The organism is Roseimicrobium gellanilyticum, from assembly GCF_003315205.1.
GTDB lineage: Bacteria > Verrucomicrobiota > Verrucomicrobiia > Verrucomicrobiales > Verrucomicrobiaceae > Roseimicrobium > Roseimicrobium gellanilyticum.
Genome location: NZ_QNRR01000002.1, coordinates 1082717 through 1100724, shown reverse-complemented (window position 1 = coordinate 1100724; position 18008 = coordinate 1082717). Strand labels below are relative to the sequence as shown.

The following is an 18008-nucleotide window of genomic DNA, read 5'->3' as shown; positions in this document are numbered from 1 at the left end:
TTTCATCATCCATCCCTTCCTGACGAGTCAGGAACGATGCGGATGTCTCTGGCCTACCCAATCAATAGTAGTAGCCGCCGCGGGGAGGAGGGGGCGGGGGACCGTAGGAGCGGTAGTAGCCATTACCCTGGCCGCCGTAGTAGCCGCCGCGATTGTAGTAGTTCCGCTCGTCCTGCGCGCCGCCGATCAGATTGCCGCCGAGGGCGCCGAGACCGGCACCGATGGCTGCGCCTTCCAGACCACGACCACTCTGGTGGCCGATGATGCCGCCAAGGCCAGCGCCGCCGAGCGCGCCCAGCACCGTGCCGGTGCGCGCATTTGGCCCGCTCGTGCACGACATGGAGCTGATGGAAAGTGTTGCGAGTAGAGCGAGGGTGAGTCGCTTGATGTTCTTCATGGCTGGGTGGGGTTTGTTTCTATTCCTTTACAAAAGGGGACGCCAAAGTGGGGTTTCTTTGGACGGATAGATGCTTCGTTTCTTCAAAATTTACGCATAAATTGCGCCGGAAGACCATCATATTCCCTTGGGATGGGTATTCTGCACGAACAGAAGGGCTTGTGACGCGACTTTCGCGGGTCTGTCGAGGCAATGCACAAGGTCTGGGCCGTGCCGATTGCGTGGGGACTTTGCAGGATGCACGCGGCGTGGCGTGGGCTTTTGCATTGATGCTTGAAAACCGGGCAAACCTGCCGATACCTAACCCTTCCGTAGTTTCCTACCCGCTTCCGCGCTGTGGCCCCCGCTTCCCCCGACTCTTCCTCATCTCCCGCTCCTGAGCAGCACACCAAGCACGTGGATGAACTCTACGGCGACTGGTTCCTGGACTACGCGAGCTATGTGATCCTCGAGCGCGCCGTGCCGCACATCAATGACGGATTCAAACCCGTGCAGCGGCGCATCATGCATTCGCTGAAGGAACTGGAGGATGGTCGTTACAACAAAGTGGCGAACGTGGTGGGCAACACGATGAAGTACCATCCCCACGGGGACGCTTCCATCGGCGATGCCATGACCCAGATTGGGCAGAAGGAACTGCTCATCGACACCCAGGGAAACTGGGGGAACATCCTTACCGGCGACGGTGCAGCGGCGCCACGATATATTGAGGCCCGCCTGAGCAAGTTTGCACTGGATGTGGTGTACAGCCCGAAGGTCACCAACTGGGCACAGAGCTACGACGGTCGCAACAAGGAGCCCGTGACCCTGCCGGTGAAGTTCCCCATGCTGCTGGCTTCAGGGGTGGAGGGCATTGCCGTAGGTCTGTCCTGCCGCATTCTTCCGCACAACTTCCTGGAACTTTGCGATGCCTCCATCAAGGCGCTGCGGAATGAAGTCTTCGTCCTGTATCCAGATTTTCCACAGGGCGGCATCATGGATGCCAGTGACTACAACGATGGTCAGCGGGGTGGACGCATCCGGGTGAGAGCCAAGATTGAGACGGTGCCGAAGCGCAACATGGTCCGCATTGTCCAGATTCCCTTCGGCACCACGGCCACCAGCATCCAGGAGTCGATTGTCGCTGCGAATGAGAAGGGCAAGATCAAGGTCCAGAAGGTGGAGGACAACACGGCTGAGTTCGTGGAGATCCTCGTGCACCTGCCCAGCGGCACGGATCCGGACCAGGCCATCCAGGCCCTGTATGCCTTCACCGATTGTGAAGTCAGCATCTCGGTGAATGCCGTGGTCATTCAGGATGACAAGCCTCGCTTCATCAGCGTGACCGAACTCTTGCGGGACAGCGCGGAGCACACCAGGCAGATTCTGAAGCAGGAGCTTGAGGTTGAGCTCAATGAACTGGAGGAGAAGTGGCACTTCTCCTCGCTCGAGAAGATCTTCATCGAGAAGCGCATCTACCGCGACATCGAAGAGGCCACGAGCTGGGATGCTGTCATCGGCGCCATCTGGAAGGGGCTCAAGCCCTACCTCCGCCTGCTGAAGCGCGAGGTGACAGAGGAGGATATCAACCGCCTCACCGAAATCCGCATCAAGCGCATCTCCAAGTTCAACTCCTTCGAGGCGGACGAGGCCATCGTGGCGCTTGAGCGCGAGATCGAGGTGACGCAGAAGCATCTGAAGCAGCTCACCCGGTACGCGGTGGCTCACTTTGAGCGTTTGAAGAAGGACTACGGCAAGGACCGTGAGCGTCGTACGCAGATCATGGGCTTCGAGCGTGTGGCTGCCTCCGAAGTGGCGATTGCGAACGAAACGCTCTACCTCGACTCCAAGGAAGGCTTTGCCGGCTATGGCCTGAAGAAGGAAGGAGAGGCCATCGGCAAGTGCTCAGCGCTGGATGAGGTGCTCTACATCACCCGTGAGGGCTCCATGAGTGTGGTGAAGGCTGCGCCGAAGTTCCACGTTGGGAAAAACCCGTGTTATGTCGCCGTGTTCAAGCGCGACGAGCAGGCGGTGTACTCGATGATCTACCGCGATGGCAAGGCTGGGAAAGTCTATGCCAAGCGCTTCCGCGTCGGGGGCATTACCCGTGACAAGGAATATCAGCTCACTTCCGAGGAAGCCGGCACCCGGGTGCTCTACTTCGCCCGGCACGAGTCCGAGGACGACAGCAACGCCCAGAAGCTGCTTATCAAACTGAAGCACGAACTGCGCATGCGTGTGGATGAGTTCTCCTATCCCTTCGGCGAACTGGCCATCAAGGGACGCGAGAGCAAGGGGAACATCGTGACTGAGAAGTCGGTGGAGAAGATCACTCACGACAGAGGTGAGAAGCAATCCTGATAACGGCGGGACTTATCCAAGTGCGTGTTTTCTGGCTTTTACATGGATCGGTGTCGATAAAATAAGCCTGCTAAATCGTTCTTGATCAGTAATCTGTCTGCCAGGTAGCACAAAAATCAGCACGATTTAAATGCTAACTCTTCAATGGGAATTGGTTTAGTGAACCTGCCTTGTTCACCCATGGCAGGTGGACGTGTTTGTCACTGCTATCACAAGTGAGAGTGCGATTTATGCCATCCCTTCTCCATCGGCAGACGAACTCTTCTGCTCGCCCTTTCGCCGTCTGACTTCCTGCCTCACCTTGTGACTTTGCATACTCGCAGCCTTCTCGCCCTCATTGCCGGGGCCATTGGTATTGGCTTTGCCCCCATCTTTGTGAGGTTTAGCGAGGTCGGGCCGAGTGCCACAGCGTTCTGGCGGATCACGCTGGCCCTGCCCATGATGGGGCTTTGGGCTGCTGCCTCGGGTGGGGGAGTTACGCGTCCCGGCGGCAGGGACTGGTCCGTACTGGCGCTCGTTGGCGCCTGTTTTGCGACAGACCTCGCCATCTGGCATTGGTCCATCAAGTACACCTCCGTGGCGAATGCGACGCTGGAGGCGAATCTGGCCTCCATCTTTGTGGTGCTCATGGGGTGGCTCTTTTTCGGGACCAGGGTGAGCCGGAAATTCTTGGGTGCGATGGCGGTGGCCTTGGCTGGCACTGCCCTGCTGGTGGGCAAGAACGCATACATCACGCCGGATACGCTGAAGGGGGATGCTCTCGGCGTGCTTTCCGGGGTGTTCTATGCAGGATACATCCTGAGTGTGAAGTCCGCCCGGGACCGTGGGCTGAGCACCGTGACCATCATGATTCTGAGCGGGGTGCTGACGGCAGCGCTGCTCCTGCCTGCGGCCTGGCTGTCTGGGGAGACGATCGTGCCCAACACCCTGAAGGGCTGGCTGGCCGTGGTGGGTTTGGCCTTGGTATCCCAATTCGGAGGTCAGACACTGATCACCTATGCGCTGGCCCGGCTTTCTGCCGCGCCTGCATCTTTGGGCCTGCTCATCCAACCGGCTACCGCGGCGATGGCAGCATGGATGATTCTCGGTGAAGCGCTCGCACCGGCACAATTAGCCGGCGGAGTGATCCTGCTCGCGGGGTTGTGGATGGCGCGGAGGGAGGGGTAGGACTCCCTGACCGCGCCCAAGTATGAAGGGGGTCTTGTTTTGGGGTGAGTGAGCGGTACCCAGATCAGTCCGTATAGGAGCGCACCCCCTGAGCCTTTACCTTGGCATATTCTTTCCGGGCTTCCGCGATTGGGTCGTCGCCCACGCTTCGGCCCGTGCCGCGCGATGCATTCTCGAAGAATGCTGCCGCTTCAGGCGCACCAGAAAGTGCCAGACCCGCGAGCGCAGAGGTCACGAGACCTTCCGTGGGATCTGCGCCCGAAACGCTTCGGGCCGTGCCGCCTACACGGGACCTCCAATAGCTGCCGGATGCCGCTTGCTGTAGCTGGGCAAGGGCTTTGGCCCTTGCTTCGCGATAGACGGGATCCTGGGAGGTGCTGGCTTTTTGCACGGCATATCCCAGTGCCATGACGGCCGTCCGTTTCACCTGATAGCTGCCCGAAGAGACGGAGACGTTGTTTGCGCGCACGAACGAAAGTACGGCCTCGACGGATTCCGGTGTGGCGATGGCTGCCAGCCCGACCACGGCATTGGACCAACTGTGAAGGCGGTTCGGTGAATTCAGAGCAGCCTTGAGAGCCGGAATGTGTTGGGGGCCAAAGCCTTCAACATGGGCATAGGGCACGCCGTGCAGATACACCCGGTCCAGATACTCTTGTGCGGAACTCGGAGGCGCACCATCGCGTTCGGATTCAGAGGCCGACTGTACGCTCCGGCTCCGGCCTGAGGCGACCTTCTGCTCGAATTTATCTCTCTCATGCTGATTCAGACTCTTGTGGGCCGACCCAATCTGAGGATGCATGAGTGCTGTCGAGTGATCGCGGTGATTGAGACCGCAGTTGTGACCGAACTCATGGGCCCAGATCATGCCCTCCAACGAACCATACCGCACCACGGCCATGAAACTCCCCGGCACGGGCGCGCAACCCACAACACCCGGGATGTAGCCTCCGCAGTAGTTGATGGCGTCAACGACGACGACGTTGCGCCCCAGGCGCGAAAGCGCCCTGAAGTCTTCGGCGCTGTTGACGACGCCATTGCTGGACACTGTGTCGATTGGCCCGGATTGCTCAAAGCGAATGTTGGCGGTGAAATCATCGTCCCGATGCTTTCCGGCGACAATTTCCGTGGCATCCCGGAGAATGCCAGCGGCCGTTCCGTCATTGAGGGAGGCGTTGCCAGCACGCCCGATTTTGAACCTGTAGACCTTGGTGTTGTTGTCAGTGACAACCTCGTGGCTTGTACTTCCGGAGGGCGTGGTGTTGCAGGCGGAAAGTGCCAGCAGACTGGATGAGGAAACCAAAAGTCCAAAGACATGGATAGATTTCATGCCGTGTTGTTAGCGGTTACACGCGTGGAAGTCAAAACTCTTTTTTTCCAGCGTGCAGTGACGGCGAATTGGGGAAGTCACTTCGCACTAGAAGGTCCCCAAACCGTTTCCACGGCCACGTTGGGCCCGGGTGCCGCGGCATAGGCGGGAATGCCGATGCGCCACGGCAACTTGCTTTCCGGGGGCTCGACCTTGACCACGAGTTTTTGGGAGGGTTTCAACCGGACGTAGTCTGGCGAGGCGCATTGGGCCGTACGGATTTCCTTCCAACGGCCATTTTTCAACTCCGCCACCTTGTGATGCGGCAGCCGGACGGGAACGCCGTTGAGCTTCGAGGGGCCTGACACAGCCACCTTATCGACGATGACATGGATCTCGCGATCGCGCGGCGCAGTGAGCATGAAGTATACGGACGCCGCCGGGGTTTCCTTGGGAGGAAGAGCGACGCGCGTGAGGGTGGGGGGCTCGCCGGCGAAAAGAGGTGCGCCACAGAGGAGCAGGGAGATGCCTGCTATGGCCGCGCTGAGGGTTCCTGGCTTGACATTATGCATGCCTGAGTTCCTTTCGTTGTTGGAGAATGGATAGGTGTTGACAAAAAGTTGTGCGATGAGATATCCGTTGATTCATGGCCCTCTCTTATGTCCAGTTCGCTGGCGCGTTGTTGTTGGTCTTATTGCTGTCCGCATGTAGTGCCACAAATAGTATCACGGAAGTGGCGCCGGAGGTAAAGCCGATAGCAAGCGCACGTAGCGCTGCTCCGACGCCGCCTGAGGTCCGGAGCGGGTTCACGACCAAAGAAAAGCTCGCAAGCTTGCGAGAGTATGTGGAAAAGCTGGCCAAGATTGAAATGGTTCCCAGCGGATTTGAGGTGTTCCTGCCGGGAAACGTGGATTCGCTGCTTGAAGACGAGGTCTTCATCGATGGAGCTTACAATCTGGTGCACAATGAAGAGCTGGCGACAAAGTACAATTTGCCTCTTGCTACGGACAGCTCTGGCGTCAGAATTGTTGGAAAAAGCCGCAAGGCCAAAAAGAAAGAACATCAAGAGTGTGTCGCGGTGGGATTTGCCGCCACTGACTTCATAGGCTCAGGCGTCCTTATCATGCCCAATGTCGTGTTGACGGCCGCCCATGTCGTGGTGGACAGCCAGGGACGGGTGAGAAAAAACGCCATGATCTGGGTCGGTACCCAGACTCCTCAGCAGGGTGCAGAGGGAGATAGATACCTTTGTACACGATATGACGCGGTTCGCCATGAGAACTATGCGTGGGAGAAGGGTAGCCCGGCAGATCGGGAGCCTCGTAAAAATGATGTGGCGTTGGTGTTCCTGGACAATCCTGTTTCCAAGGCGCCGCCAGCGCGACTTGCAACCACAGCCGAATTCGATGCCAATCGGGGTTATGTCATTCTCACGGGCTTTGGCTACAACAAACACAGCATGGATGAGGGAGGAGCGGGATATGGAACCAAACGGGTGGCGGACAAACCTCCCGTACCCATGGGGAAGGATTTGGAGACATACGAGCTTGCCCAGGAGAGTGGTCGGTTCTTGGAGTTCGTCGCGGGAAAGATCGCGGCTCCGTCCAAATCAGATACGTGTGGAGGGGATAGCGGGGGGCCTGCCTATTTGCAAATTGCGCGGCAACTTGTGGTGGCTGGTCTCACTTCACGTTCCGCGAAGGGTGTTGGCAAACCCTGTGGTGATGGTGGCGTCTATGAGCGCGTCGACAGATACCGCAGCTGGATCGCGAAGGAATGCAAAAGGAAAGGGATCGTTTTTCCTCCTCAATAAATTTGTCACAGACTACTTTTCTCGAATTTTTGTGCGTCTTTGATGAGGATGCCTGCCTTGTGCAGGTGCGTTGTTTTACCATATCATCATAGAATCGAATCATGGTTTCTCTAGGGTTCTCATTCAAAGCCGTGGTGATGGTGTCAGCCCTTGGCTTGGATACGGCCGTATGGAAGGCACCCAGTCCGGAGGTGGTTGCTCAAGTTCAAGCCCTTGCGGATGCGACTGATGCTGCAGCAAAAGGGAAACCCTTGAGTTCTGAAAAAAATGTTGAGGCGGTAACCGAAAAGATTCGTGCCCTGGCAGAAAAAGGAGACCGCGATGCCCAGTTTGCCGCGGGCGTTCTTTTGCGGAAAGAGAATCCACAGGGGGCGATCCAATACTTTAGACTTGCGGCAGCCCAGGGGCAGTTGCTGGCGATGAACGGCTATGGCTGGCATCTGGTTTCGGCGATGGTGCCTGATGAAAAAAGATCAGCAGAAGGCCTGAATTTGCTCCAGGAGGCCTCGGATGCGGGCGTTGCCGAGGCCACAAGAAACCTTGCCTCGGTCTATCTGATGGGGCTGGGAGGAGTATCGCAGGATACAAAAAAAGCTGAGGCGCTCTTCGAAATGGCGGCTGCTCGCGGTGATTCTGAAGCGGCTCTAGAACTCTACAAGCTCTATTCGACCGGTCTGCATGGAACTCAGAACGTGGAACAGGCCACGAAGTGGCTGCTCAGGGCGGTGGATGGCGGCAATCCTACTGCCTTGGGCCTGATGGATGGGCTCTTCAAAGAGGCGGACAGTCATGGCATCGCTGCGGTAACCGCCCCGGTACTTTCGCAGTTCGAGACTTTGGCCGCCCGTTCAGATCCCATTGGCCTGCGCACTTTGGGCAAAATCTATGAGGAAGGTTTGGGGGGCAAACCCAAAGATGTTGAGCGGGCCCTGCAATACTACGCCAAAGCTGCGGCGGCGAATGATGTCTTAGCCCAGGCATGGCTTGCAGAGTTCTATCGAAATGGCGAAGTGGTTGAGGCCAATCCAGAGGCTGCGTTTCAATTGTACACGCTTGCGGCGAGAAATAACCTTCCAGAGGCCAGCTACCATGTGGCTTCGTTTTACGAGCACGGATACGGTGTGGAAATGAACAAAGGCACAGCCTTGGTTCAATATCGGAGGGCAGCCAATCTCGGTTCGCCGCATGCCATGTACAGGATGGGGGCTATCTATCTCTACGGTGATGGAACGAAAAAAAATGTCGGTGAGGCCGCCGGGTGGTTCAAAAAAAGCACAGCAGCAGGATTAGCCGAGGCGAATCTGGGGCTGGGCGAAGTGTGGGAAAAGGGGACAGAGCAGGGCAAGCCTGACGTTCAAATGGCAGCGAGATGTTACCTGACGCTCGCAGACGCATCCGGTGCTGACGCTAAATTTCGTTCGCATGCCATGGCCAGGCTTGGGTCCCTTTATGGAAGGGCGGCGATCAAATCCAGCCCACTCAATCCGAATGCTGACTTTGAACGGGCTTACCTTTGCGCTGCCTTGGCTGAAAAGCTGGATCCAGACAACCCCACGGCGATCGATACAAAAATATTTGCCAGCAAGCAAATGACGCTCGCGCAAAAGAGCGAGGTCCAGCGCATGGTGGTAATGACAGAGACGAAGAACGTGGAGGTCGAAACCATCCTGTCTGCACCAGTACAAAATGAATTGGAACGGACTCCTCATCTGGAGGTCTTACCGGATCGGCAGTTGAAAACTGGCGCGAACTTGCAGGTGCAGGCCTATTTGGATACTGAGATTTCGTCCGCAAAAGAAGATGTCACTCCGGTGATTGTTTCTTTGAAGCGCCAGGTGGACAGTGTTGACTTGAAAGCCGTACTGGTGTCCTCGCCCCATTTCAAATTGCGCAAAGGCACGTTGGAGGAGAAGATTACTCTTTGGCCCAGCGAGGCGAAATCTACGGTGGCGCAGTTTGAGGTCGAGGTCGAGGTGATTGCGCCACCGAAGGAACAACTATGGGATCCTCCTTTTCTTCAGGTCATCTTTTACAATGAGGCTGGCTTCAAGGTTGGAAGTGTTCGTCGACAGTGGGATAGCGCGGGGAATCCCATGGCCAGAGACGATGCGCCAGCAACACCCTCACCAGCCCCGGCCAAGACCAGTTCGGAAGGTCCGAAAGTAAATGTCCGTGGAGTCGAGGCGGACCTGTTTCTTGAAATCATCAGAACTGGGCCGGGCGCCTACAAATTTGTAGTGGCCTCGCCGCATTGCAACCCAGCCTCCAAGGAAGCTACGTGGACCACTGGGTGGCAAGATGATGCGAAGGAGTTTGTCGATAACCATGTGGCGGGAATTTTGAACAGCCGGGAGAATGTTACCCCGGAGAAGCGTCTGGCGGCGCTCAAGCAGCTTGGCATTGACTGTTACTCGCTTTCACCTGAGATCTTCCGGAACGTTGTTGCAGACTTAGTGGAAAAGAAAAAACTCAGGTCCATCTTCATAACTTCCGAAGAACCTGTTTTTCCTTGGGAAATGGTGTATTTACCCGACCCGGAAGACTCATCGAAGTGGCTGGAACCTCTCGGAGTGCAGGCCGTGGTCGGTCGCTGGACTACGGATGTCCGCAAAAATTTCGGCAATCCCGCGGGGCAATTGGAACTTGAGAAGTCCTTTGTTGTGGTAGGTCCCTTTGGTGACGGATCTGGCAAATTCGCTAGAGAGGAGGCTAACGAGGTCCTGAAGTCGAAGGGCAGCGAAGAAATTAAACCTGCCACTCGTGCGACGCTCGAAAAGAAGCTGGCAAATGGCTCTGCAGGCATCTTGCATTTTATTTGCCACGGTCAGACGGAGCAGAAAGAACATCGGTTGCAGCTGAATGACGGTTACTTCGATCCTAGTTATGTGAGAGCCAATGGGGCTGTTCAGGCATATCTTGCGGGGAAGGAGCGTTGCCGCCTCGTATTTATCAATGCGTGCCAGGCCGCAGGATCTAGCGAGGTTTTGGGAGGCATCGGAGGTTTTCCTTCAGCCTTCATCAGTACCAATGCAGGTGCTGTTATTGCTCCAATTTGGACGGTGGGGCATGAATCTGCCAGAGACGCATCGGTTCAGTTCTACAAACGTATCCAAAGCGACCCTTCCATACCGCTTGCCGAGATCGTCAGGGACATACGAGCCCAAGCCTATAGACCAGGACCGTATTTCGGAGATCCGACGTTTGCGGCCTATTTCTTTTATGGGAGCCCGACGTGCGTGAAGTACCGTCCGCCACCCTCTCCCCAGCCATAGAAGAACCTAAAGTCAGGAGGCGCGGCTTGCGCCCGCCAACAGACTCTCCGCGTGCTTCCGGGCGCTCTCGCTTTTGCCGCCGAGCATGCGCGCCAATTCGTCCACACGCTCATCTGCTTTCACTTCACGGAGAAGGGAACGCGTCCTCTTTTCATCAAATTCCTTTACCACGACAAAGTGACTCTGAGCCAGAGACGCGAGTTGGGGCATGTGGGTGATGGCGATGATTTGGTGCCGGGTGGCAAGGGTCTCCATCTTGCGGCCCACGGCCTCGGCGATGTTCCCGCCTACATTGGCATCGATTTCGTCGAAGACCATCAGGGGGATGCCATCTTGCTTGGCCAGTGCGCTCTTCACAGCTAGGAGGACACGTGACATTTCTCCGCTGGAAGCGGTTAAACGCAGGGGCTTGAGAGGCTCGCCTGGATTCGGGGCAAACTGGAAATCGACCGACTCCAGACCATCGCGTTCAGGTTCTTTGTTCGCGGTCAGGGGTACTTCAAAAACGGCCTTCTTGAATCCCAAGTCCGCCAAATGACCGCTGATGTCCTTGGCCAACTTCGGCGCGGCGGCCTTGCGTTTGGCGGAGAGTTCACGGCCCAGCTTGTCCACCTCGATGCGGGCGCGGTCGACAGCCTGCTTCAGCTTTTCCAGAGCGTCGCCCCGGTTTTCCAGCCGGTCGAGTTTGGTTTTGGCCTGCTCCTTGAACTCCAGCACCGCCTGGATGCTGCCACCGTACTTCCTCTTCAAGGTCTGGAATACATGCATGCGTTCCTCCATGCGTTCCAACTCGGCAGGCTCGATCTCGATGTCCTCCACGTAGTCGCGCATGGTGATTTCCATTTCCTGCAACTCGATCTGCGCGGACTGGAAGCCTCCGAGGCTTTCGGCGAGCTTGGGATCGATCTTCTCCAGCTCATGCACCATGCGGGCGACGTCACGCAGGCCGCTCAGGATGCTGCTCCCGCCTTCGCTGAGGCGGTCGGCCACGCCATTGCACAGCTCCACCAAGCGAGCTCCATTGGCTGCGATGCGGTGACGACTTTCGATTTCCTCCTCCTCGCCCTCCTTCAGGCCTGCGCCTTCGATGTCCTTGATCTGGTGGCGCAGCATGTCGATTTCCTGCTCGGAGGCTCGCTCGCTGGTGGCCAGGCTGTCGTACTCCTGCACCGCTTCCCGCCAGGTGGTATAAGCGGCTGCATATTTCGCCGCGAAATCATCGGCACTCGCGTAGGCATCGAGCATCTCAAGCTGGCGCTCCTGAGAATTCAAGGTCTGGTGGTCGTGCGGGCCATGCAGGTCCACCAGATGCTCACCCAGTTTCTTCAGCATCTGGGAGACGACTGGGGAGCCATTGACGAATTGCTTGTTGCTGCTGGCTCCGATGACGCGCCTGATGATGAGCGATTCGCCATCCAGCGGATCCAGCCCATTCTCGGCGAGGATGGCGTCCACCGTGTCGGTCTTTTTCAGATCGAACATGGCCTCTACGGAGCAGGTTTCCGCTCCAGTGCGGATGAGGCCGCGGTCCGCGCGCTCACCAAGAATGAGCTTCAACGCGCCCACGATGATCGATTTCCCTGCGCCCGTCTCTCCTGTCACCCCGACGAGGCCGGGGCCAAGTTCCCAGGAAAGATCTTCGACGAGGGCGAGATTCTGAATCTTGAGCAGGGAGAGCATCGGGCGCGTGGATTCGTGCGCCCGGAGTGAAACGCATCTTAACTATTTGTCGAGTTTCAAAGGGGTGGAATACAGCCCGCGTTGCATTTGATCTTCGCGATGAGGCAGGCGCAATTCCCATGGTGGCACTGCATGTGGATTCGGGGGTGGGGGAGGTCCATAGGCCTTTCGTTCAGGCGTCTCCAAACGCAGATAGGCAGGCAACTTGCTGGGATCCACTGGCTTTACCTCCGGATTGGAGAAGAGCAGGGCCTCGCTCTTGGTGGTTGCCATACCTCCACGAGTGGGAGGAGGCAGAGGCGGTTCGATGCGAGGAGCACGCTGGATGGCGGAATCCACCACGGAGGCCGGTAAGGGTTGAGCCGGTGTTGTTTGGGCCTTCGTGGGGGAAACCGAAATCGTGTATTCGCCGGTTGGTTTCGTTTGTTCCGGGTGCTGCCTCTGTTGCCACAGCATCCAGCCGAGCGCGATGTTCGCCACCAGCGAGAGGGTCAAAAGGACCCGCACGGTTATGGTCGAGTTCATCCCCGCTTAGACCACCCAGAGGGGATTCCGCTGCAACTAATTTCGAAATGCTTCGAGGTGAGAACGGGGCACAAAAAAGCCCGGCATTGCTGCCGGGCATTCTGAAATACAGAAGTCGCCTCTCGGAGGACTTACCAGCTCTGGTTGCGGCTGTAGCCGGCCTGAGAGGTGAAGCCCACTTGCGGTGGGAATTCCTGATAGCCGTACCAGGTGTCGAAGCGCTCCTTCGTGCGGTAAGGCGGACGGTAGCCACCCTTGTAAGTCGGGAAGGGGAAGGTGGCGAACTCATAAATGCCGTAGCCAAGGCGCACCACGCTGCGATGCGTGCCCTGCACAATGCCGGAGGTGAAAGCGGCATTGGTGCCGTCTTCCTTGTCGACCTTCTGCCACTGGATGGGATACTCAGCCCAGCCGTAGGCGACATTGGCGAGGGAGCGGGAGAGCTTGCGGCTCCAATCCCACTTGCTGCCAGGGGAGGCCTGAATGTCACCAAAAGCGTACGTGCCCACGAGAAGAGCACCGGCGAGGAGGAGGATAATTCGGTTTTTCATGAAATTCCATTCCAGTTAGCCAAAGTCGCCATGCATTGGCAAGCCAGAAAACCACATTCTTCCGGTGGAAATCTCTCTGCCTGAAACATCCGCTTCACGTGCGCGGAGCGACATGACATTTCCTTTGCGCCGGGTGTCCTGCTTCCTATGCTCAGTATCCCATGATGCATCCCGAGGCCGAAAAACTGGTTCAAGCAGGCAAGCTCTCCCGCCCCGACGCGGAAAAACTCAGCAAGCTCACGGTAGGAGCCTGTGTGGTGCACAAGAGTTGGGGTGCCGGGCGCATCGCGGAGTGGGACCTTCTCGGAGATCGCGTCGTCGTGGACTTCGAAGACAAGAAGGGCCACCCACTCAAGCTCGCCTTCGCCATCGGTTCGCTGGATCTGCTTCCGGAAGGTCATCTGCTCGCACGCCGCGTGAGTGATCTCGATGGCCTGAAGGCACTGGCAAAGGACAATCCTGCCGAGCTCGTGGAACTCTCCCTGAAGAGCCACGGCAACACCATGTCCCTCGATGCGCTGGAAGCCTTGCTCTCCCCCCGTGTCATTTCCGCTGCTGAATACAAGGGGTGGTGGACCGCCGCGAAGAAAGCGCTGAAGGACCGTCGCCACATCGTGGTGCCCGCCAAGCGGACAGAGATGCTGGCGCGTCGTGAGACCGGCGGTGTGAGCAATGCACAGGCGATGATCGATGACCTGGCCAAAGCCCGCGACATGAGGGCCAAGCTCAATGCCCTGGCACGCATCCAGAAAGACCTGGACCTTTTCTCTGACAAATCCACGGAGCTGGTGCCTGCCTTTGACGAGGTAAGCAACACCGTGCGCAAGGCATGGAGATTGCATCCGAAGGAGGCCCTGCAACTTCTCCTTGCCCGCGATGAACTGGCGGACGTGGCCAAGGTGCCGCTTCCTGAGAGCTCCTTCAAAGCAGAGGAACTCCTGCGCGAAGCGCGCCCGACACTGGCTGAGGCCAGCTCGGGTCTGCCTGCGGCGTTGCTGAGCCGCTTTTACCGTGCCTTCCCCGTTGCCTTCCCGGAGCGCGCCTGGGTGCAGGAGTCACTCAATCACCTGACCAAGACCGGTGGTCGCGCCGTCGCGGAAATCGCCGCTGTGCTCGATGCGAATGATGAACTGGATCAGCTCGCGGAATTCCTGAAGCGCTCCGTGCGCAACCGCCAGCTCAGCACCGACCTTCTCATCTGGATGTGCAAGGAGCGAAAGGGCAAGTCCGAGAGTGTCTTCGACATTGATCTTGGCAACGCGATCATCAGCGCCATTGAGGATGACAATGCTGCTGGCGGACCGAAGCGTGTGGGACGTCTCTATGATGCCTTCGCGGAAGACCCCGGCCTTCTCGGCGAGATGGTGAAGGACGCCGATGACGACGAACTGAGGCTCTTCACGAAGCGCATTCTCTCATCCCAGGTGTTTGACGATCTCACCCGCCGCTCCCTCATGGGCCGCCTCATCAAGGCTCGCCCGGAAACCCAGGAGCTGATGGAGAGCAATACCAGCCGCCAGGAGTCCGCGCTCGTGGTCTCGTGGGAGAGCATGGAGAAACGCAAGGTGGACCTTGAGGACCTGGTCAAAAACAAGATCCCGCAAAACAAGAAGGACATCCAGATTGCTCGTGAGTACGGCGACCTTCGCGAAAACTTCGAGTACAAGTCTGCCCGTCAGCAGCAGGCAGTTCTTCTGCGTCTGCAGTCCAAGTATGAGCGCGAGCTGCGCAATGCTCGTGGCACGGATTTCATTGGCTGCAGTACGGAGAGCGTTGGCATCGGTACCATCGTGGACATCGAGGATGTCGCCACGGGAGCGAAGCAGACCTACACCATCCTGGGTGCCTGGGACGGCGATCCGGACAAACACATCCTGTCCTACCTCTCCGAAATGGCGAAGGCCCTCATCGGCAAAAGGCCAGGAGAAGAGGCCGAGGTGCCCACGGATTCCGGGGTCAATCGCACGGTGCGTGTCGCGGCGATCCGCCTTTACGCGCAAGCCGTGGCGGCGTAGTCCGTGTGGCTCTGTTCTGCTGCCTTGGGAGAAATCGCAAAGCAGCAGAGCTGCCATGAGAGCGCGGGAAGGCTTTTGCTCTTAGGCATTGCCTGACATGGTTCATTTGATCATACTCCGCCCATGAGCAAATCCCCCAGTGGGAGACTACATCTAGGGTTTTGGGTGACTGCTGGTGTTTTGCTCTACGTGGCGAGCTGCCCACCCGTCGAGGCGTGGCATGAGAGTGAGCGGTACAGCAGCGCGACCAACACTGTCGGCTCCGGCCCGGCCCCTCGCCGGGGATCCATCCAGGGGGAGCAATTTGAAATACTCGAGTTGGACATCATTGCGCCCGTGCCGCGACCGAAGTGGATGCAGTTCCTGTACGCGCCCGTGCACTTCATGGAGCAATTTCCTTCATTTGCCGCCGTCTTCCAACGGTACAGGCTCTGGTGTGAAGAGCTGTTTTATGAGGGGCCCAGGTGAATCCTACGATCCGCCGAAGAGGCCCTTCTTCTTCGCTGGTCCAGCGGGCGGCACAGCGACGCCGTCAGCCGGGCTGGTGGCGTGAATGGTCACCGGAGTACCCACGGAGACATTGGCAAAGAATTTCTCGGCCATGGGGCGTGGCAGGCGGATGCACCCGTGTGAAGCGGCGCGGCCAGGCTTGGGAATCGGACCCACGTGCATGCCCACGCCGTCACTGGTGAGGCGCATGTAGAGTGGCATGCGGGCAGGGGAGAAGCGGTAGCCTTCCGGCAGTGTCTCCTTGGTGATGTTGAAGTCGCCGTCCACGACGTTGCCGTCGAAGTCGAGCAGCTTGCCGTAGAGGTTGGAGATCTTGTCCGGCGTCTTCTCCATGACCTTGAAGTTGCCGCTTGGCGTAGGATGAGAGGCGGTGCCGGAGGCCACATACGTCCAGCCCACCTGTTGGCGACCCTTGAAGAAATGCGCCTTCTGTTTATCCAGGTAGATCACCACGGAGGCCGGGCCGGTGGCTTTGGCCGCTTCCTCGGCGTTCCACTCATACATCCTGAACGCCTGCGGCTGCTGGGGCACTGGCGGCTTGGGCTTGGAGGCGCACGAAGCGAGCGTCAGGCCAAGTGCCGAAGCGACTGCCAATGTCAGAAACCGGACTGTCAGTAGTTGGGCGAAGGGTGCTTTGGCTGCGAGCTGGGGGGATTTCATGAAGGGAACAGTCGCACTACATAAGCACAAATTGCCTCGTGACAAGGACCAGACTCTCTTGACCTGATATTTAAGGCTTGGCGGCTTCGCGACGGCGAATGGAGAGCAGGGCCAGGGCCATCCACACGGAGGTTGCCGCTCCGCCTCCTTTCGAAGGGAGTTCGACTTTGGTGCAATCGTCGAGTTCCAAGGTGAACCTCCGGAGTCCAAAGTAGCCCCGGGAGGCAAAGTGCCGGTTGGCTGTAGATGCGTCCTCAATGTGCATGACGCTCTCTGGTGGGAATAGCCACCGGGCTCGGCCGATGCTCCACTGGACGCGGCGCGTGGTGACCAGAAGATGGACGCGCTCTTTGAGAACGGCCCCGGCTTTCCTCTGCGCTTCCCTCCAGGCGCCGCCAAACAAGGGGATCTCGGCTGGTGCAAGGTCTGCCCCAGTCAGCAATTCCCGCTGAATGGATGTGCTTAGCTTGGAAAAAATTTTGATCCAGTGAGACGGATTTCCCGTTTTTTCAAAACGCTCACTGATTTCCAGCGCCAGACTCTCGTCCGTCATGTTCCCCAAGAAGCTGCGACGACCTACTTCGCCACCGTGTCATGCACCCGCAGGCCCATCTTCTTGAATTCTTCCATCAGTGCCTTGGAGGGATCGGAAAGAGGGTTGCCGCCGAGGTAGAGATTGAGGTACGGTGCGAATTCGCGCGGACCATCCATGTCCTTCTTCAGCATGCGGTGCAGCGGAGCAAGGTCGGTGACTTTGTTGCCGTCGATGAAGAGCCAGCGCAGTTCCATCAGAGGCTCCAGCGGAGCGAGGTCCACGACCTGATTGTTCTTCAGATTCAGCATGCCGAGCCACTTGCACGTGCCAATGCCGTTGATGCTGGTGAGCTGATTGCCCTCCAGATACAGGGATGAAAGCTTGGGCAGCTTGAAGAGCGCGCTGGCATCCTTCACCTGATTGTTGGTGAGATACACCGAGGTCAGCGCCGGAATGTTCCCCAGTGGCGTGACGTCCACGACCTTGTTGTTGGTGAGCTCCAGGAACTGCAGGGCTTTGAGAGTGCCGATGGGGGTGATGTCGCTGATCTGGTTGTTCTGCAGGTCCACGAACTGAAGACGCTCCAGGTTCTTGATGGCGGAGAGATCCTTGATCTCGTTGTTGGGGAGTTCGAGTTGCGCGAGAGCCTTGCAGTGCTCGAGACCGCTGAGGTCGCTGATCTTCATGCCCTTGCCTTGCACAAAGGAAACGCTCTCCACATCGGCGGCCACGATGGGTTCGTTGTTCTCGCGTTTGGCGAAGACCTGCTTCCGCACGGCAGCCTCAAGGTTCTTGTCCTTGAAGATGGGCTGCGGCTTGGGTGGCTCCGGTTTCTTCTCAGCGGGAGCGGGCGTGGGGGCTGGCTTGGGAGCGTCCGGTTTCTTTTCCGCAGTGGCAGGTGCGGGAGCAGGTTTGGGCGGTTCCGGCTTTTTCTCGGCGGGCTTGGCCGGGTCTGCCTTTTTCTCTTCAGGTTTGGGAGTGGCGGGCGTGGGGGCAGGAGTCGCTGTGGGTTTGTTTTCAGCTGGCTTCGGCGCATCTGCCTTTTTCTCGGGCGCTGGTGCGGGTGCAGGCGCGGCAGGAGCAGCTTGCGCTGCAAGCGAGAGAGGCAGGCTTGCGGTCGTGATGAGGGCGGTGGCGCTGGCAATAAGTAAGCAATGCTTCATGAGCGGGAGAGATTGCGGATCGATCGTCTGGCGAATACGCATTGATATTCAATGAACTTTCGTGCCGGGAG

The 18008-nt window shown here is 58.0% G+C and carries 14 protein-coding genes; 5 read left to right on the top strand and 9 right to left on the bottom strand.

The window, feature by feature from the left end; genetic code table 11:
* Nucleotides 1-61: 61 nt before the first annotated feature.
* On the bottom strand, nucleotides 62-397 hold the full coding sequence (locus DES53_RS09820) for a glycine zipper domain-containing protein (RefSeq protein WP_113958045.1): 336 nt from the start codon (nucleotides 395-397) through the stop codon (nucleotides 62-64).
* Between the two features lie 336 nt (nucleotides 398-733).
* Between DES53_RS09820 and DES53_RS09815 the strand changes: the two genes are divergently transcribed.
* Together DES53_RS09815 and DES53_RS09810 are read left to right on the top strand one after the other, a co-directional pair.
* Nucleotides 734-2737: a DNA gyrase/topoisomerase IV subunit A gene (locus DES53_RS09815; protein ID WP_113958044.1), complete on the top strand. Its 2004-nt coding sequence runs from the start codon at nucleotides 734-736 to the stop codon at nucleotides 2735-2737.
* 303 nt (nucleotides 2738-3040) lie between these two features.
* The gene (locus DES53_RS09810; protein WP_211325493.1) at nucleotides 3041-3904 is read left to right on the top strand and encodes a DMT family transporter; all 864 of its coding nucleotides are present in this window, start codon (nucleotides 3041-3043) and stop codon (nucleotides 3902-3904) included.
* A 64-nt stretch (nucleotides 3905-3968) separates the two neighbouring features.
* On the opposite strand, the gene DES53_RS09805 is transcribed toward DES53_RS09810, so the two are convergent.
* Nucleotides 3969-5234, bottom strand: coding sequence for a HEAT repeat domain-containing protein (locus DES53_RS09805; protein WP_113958042.1), 1266 nt, complete (start codon nucleotides 5232-5234; stop codon nucleotides 3969-3971).
* Nucleotides 5235-5311: 77 nt separating this feature from the next.
* Nucleotides 5312-5785, bottom strand: coding sequence for a hypothetical protein (locus DES53_RS09800; RefSeq protein WP_113958041.1), 474 nt, complete (start codon nucleotides 5783-5785; stop codon nucleotides 5312-5314).
* Nucleotides 5786-5859: 74 nt separating this feature from the next.
* Here DES53_RS09800 and DES53_RS09795 point away from each other — a divergent pair, with 74 nt between their 5' ends.
* Together DES53_RS09795 and DES53_RS09790 are read left to right on the top strand one after the other, a co-directional pair.
* The gene (locus tag DES53_RS09795; RefSeq protein ID WP_113958040.1) at nucleotides 5860-7026 is read left to right on the top strand and encodes a S1 family peptidase; all 1167 of its coding nucleotides are present in this window, start codon (nucleotides 5860-5862) and stop codon (nucleotides 7024-7026) included.
* 101 nt (nucleotides 7027-7127) lie between these two features.
* Nucleotides 7128-10298 (top strand): CHAT domain-containing protein, encoded by a 3171-nt coding sequence (locus DES53_RS09790; protein ID WP_113958039.1) that lies wholly within the window; start codon nucleotides 7128-7130, stop codon nucleotides 10296-10298.
* 12 nt (nucleotides 10299-10310) lie between these two features.
* Here the strand turns inward: DES53_RS09790 and recN are convergent, their stop codons facing one another.
* From recN to DES53_RS09775, 3 genes are all read right to left on the bottom strand, one after another.
* Entirely contained in the window at nucleotides 10311-11978 is a 1668-nt protein-coding gene (gene recN / locus DES53_RS09785) for a DNA repair protein RecN (protein ID WP_113958038.1), read from the bottom strand.
* A 42-nt stretch (nucleotides 11979-12020) separates the two neighbouring features.
* Nucleotides 12021-12503 (bottom strand): hypothetical protein, encoded by a 483-nt coding sequence (locus tag DES53_RS09780; RefSeq protein WP_113958037.1) that lies wholly within the window; start codon nucleotides 12501-12503, stop codon nucleotides 12021-12023.
* A gap of 131 nt (nucleotides 12504-12634) precedes the next feature.
* Entirely contained in the window at nucleotides 12635-13054 is a 420-nt protein-coding gene (locus tag DES53_RS09775; RefSeq protein ID WP_113958036.1) for an exosortase system-associated protein, TIGR04073 family, read from the bottom strand.
* 161 nt (nucleotides 13055-13215) lie between these two features.
* Here DES53_RS09775 and DES53_RS09770 point away from each other — a divergent pair, with 161 nt between their 5' ends.
* Entirely contained in the window at nucleotides 13216-15069 is a 1854-nt protein-coding gene (locus DES53_RS09770) for a GreA/GreB family elongation factor (protein ID WP_113958035.1), read from the top strand.
* A gap of 471 nt (nucleotides 15070-15540) precedes the next feature.
* Here DES53_RS09770 and DES53_RS09760 read toward each other — a convergent pair whose 3' ends face one another.
* The 3 genes from DES53_RS09760 to DES53_RS09750 form a co-directional block, all read right to left on the bottom strand.
* Nucleotides 15541-16239, bottom strand: a complete 699-nt coding sequence (locus tag DES53_RS09760) for a L,D-transpeptidase (RefSeq protein WP_113958033.1) — start codon at nucleotides 16237-16239, stop codon at nucleotides 15541-15543.
* A 70-nt stretch (nucleotides 16240-16309) separates the two neighbouring features.
* Nucleotides 16310-16504, bottom strand: a complete 195-nt coding sequence (locus DES53_RS32495; protein ID WP_147263315.1) for a hypothetical protein — start codon at nucleotides 16502-16504, stop codon at nucleotides 16310-16312.
* Between the two features lie 311 nt (nucleotides 16505-16815).
* Nucleotides 16816-17937 carry a leucine-rich repeat domain-containing protein gene (locus DES53_RS09750; protein WP_170156985.1) on the bottom strand — a complete coding sequence of 374 codons (1122 nt, stop codon included), beginning with the start codon at nucleotides 17935-17937 and terminating at the stop codon, nucleotides 16816-16818.
* Nucleotides 17938-18008 lie beyond the last annotated feature (71 nt).

Bases quoted from the DNA above. Each gene is read 5' to 3' on its own strand.
- DES53_RS09780 (WP_113958037.1), bottom strand. From the start codon at position 12,503: ATGAACTCGACCATAACCGTGCGGGTCCTTTTGACCCTCTCGCTGGTG.
- DES53_RS32495 (WP_147263315.1), bottom strand. From the start codon at position 16,504: ATGCACATTGAGGACGCATCTACAGCCAACCGGCACTTTGCCTCCCGG.
- recN (WP_113958038.1), bottom strand. From the start codon at position 11,978: ATGCTCTCCCTGCTCAAGATTCAGAATCTCGCCCTCGTCGAAGATCTT.
- DES53_RS09775 (WP_113958036.1), bottom strand. From the start codon at position 13,054: ATGAAAAACCGAATTATCCTCCTCCTCGCCGGTGCTCTTCTCGTGGGC.
- DES53_RS09770 (WP_113958035.1), top strand. From the start codon at position 13,216: ATGATGCATCCCGAGGCCGAAAAACTGGTTCAAGCAGGCAAGCTCTCC.
- DES53_RS09805 (WP_113958042.1), bottom strand. From the start codon at position 5,234: ATGAAATCTATCCATGTCTTTGGACTTTTGGTTTCCTCATCCAGTCTG.
- DES53_RS09795 (WP_113958040.1), top strand. From the start codon at position 5,860: ATGGCCCTCTCTTATGTCCAGTTCGCTGGCGCGTTGTTGTTGGTCTTA.
- DES53_RS09790 (WP_113958039.1), top strand. From the start codon at position 7,128: ATGGTTTCTCTAGGGTTCTCATTCAAAGCCGTGGTGATGGTGTCAGCC.
- DES53_RS09800 (WP_113958041.1), bottom strand. From the start codon at position 5,785: ATGCATAATGTCAAGCCAGGAACCCTCAGCGCGGCCATAGCAGGCATC.
- DES53_RS09820 (WP_113958045.1), bottom strand. From the start codon at position 397: ATGAAGAACATCAAGCGACTCACCCTCGCTCTACTCGCAACACTTTCC.
- DES53_RS09750 (WP_170156985.1), bottom strand. From the start codon at position 17,937: ATGAAGCATTGCTTACTTATTGCCAGCGCCACCGCCCTCATCACGACC.
- DES53_RS09760 (WP_113958033.1), bottom strand. From the start codon at position 16,239: ATGAAATCCCCCCAGCTCGCAGCCAAAGCACCCTTCGCCCAACTACTG.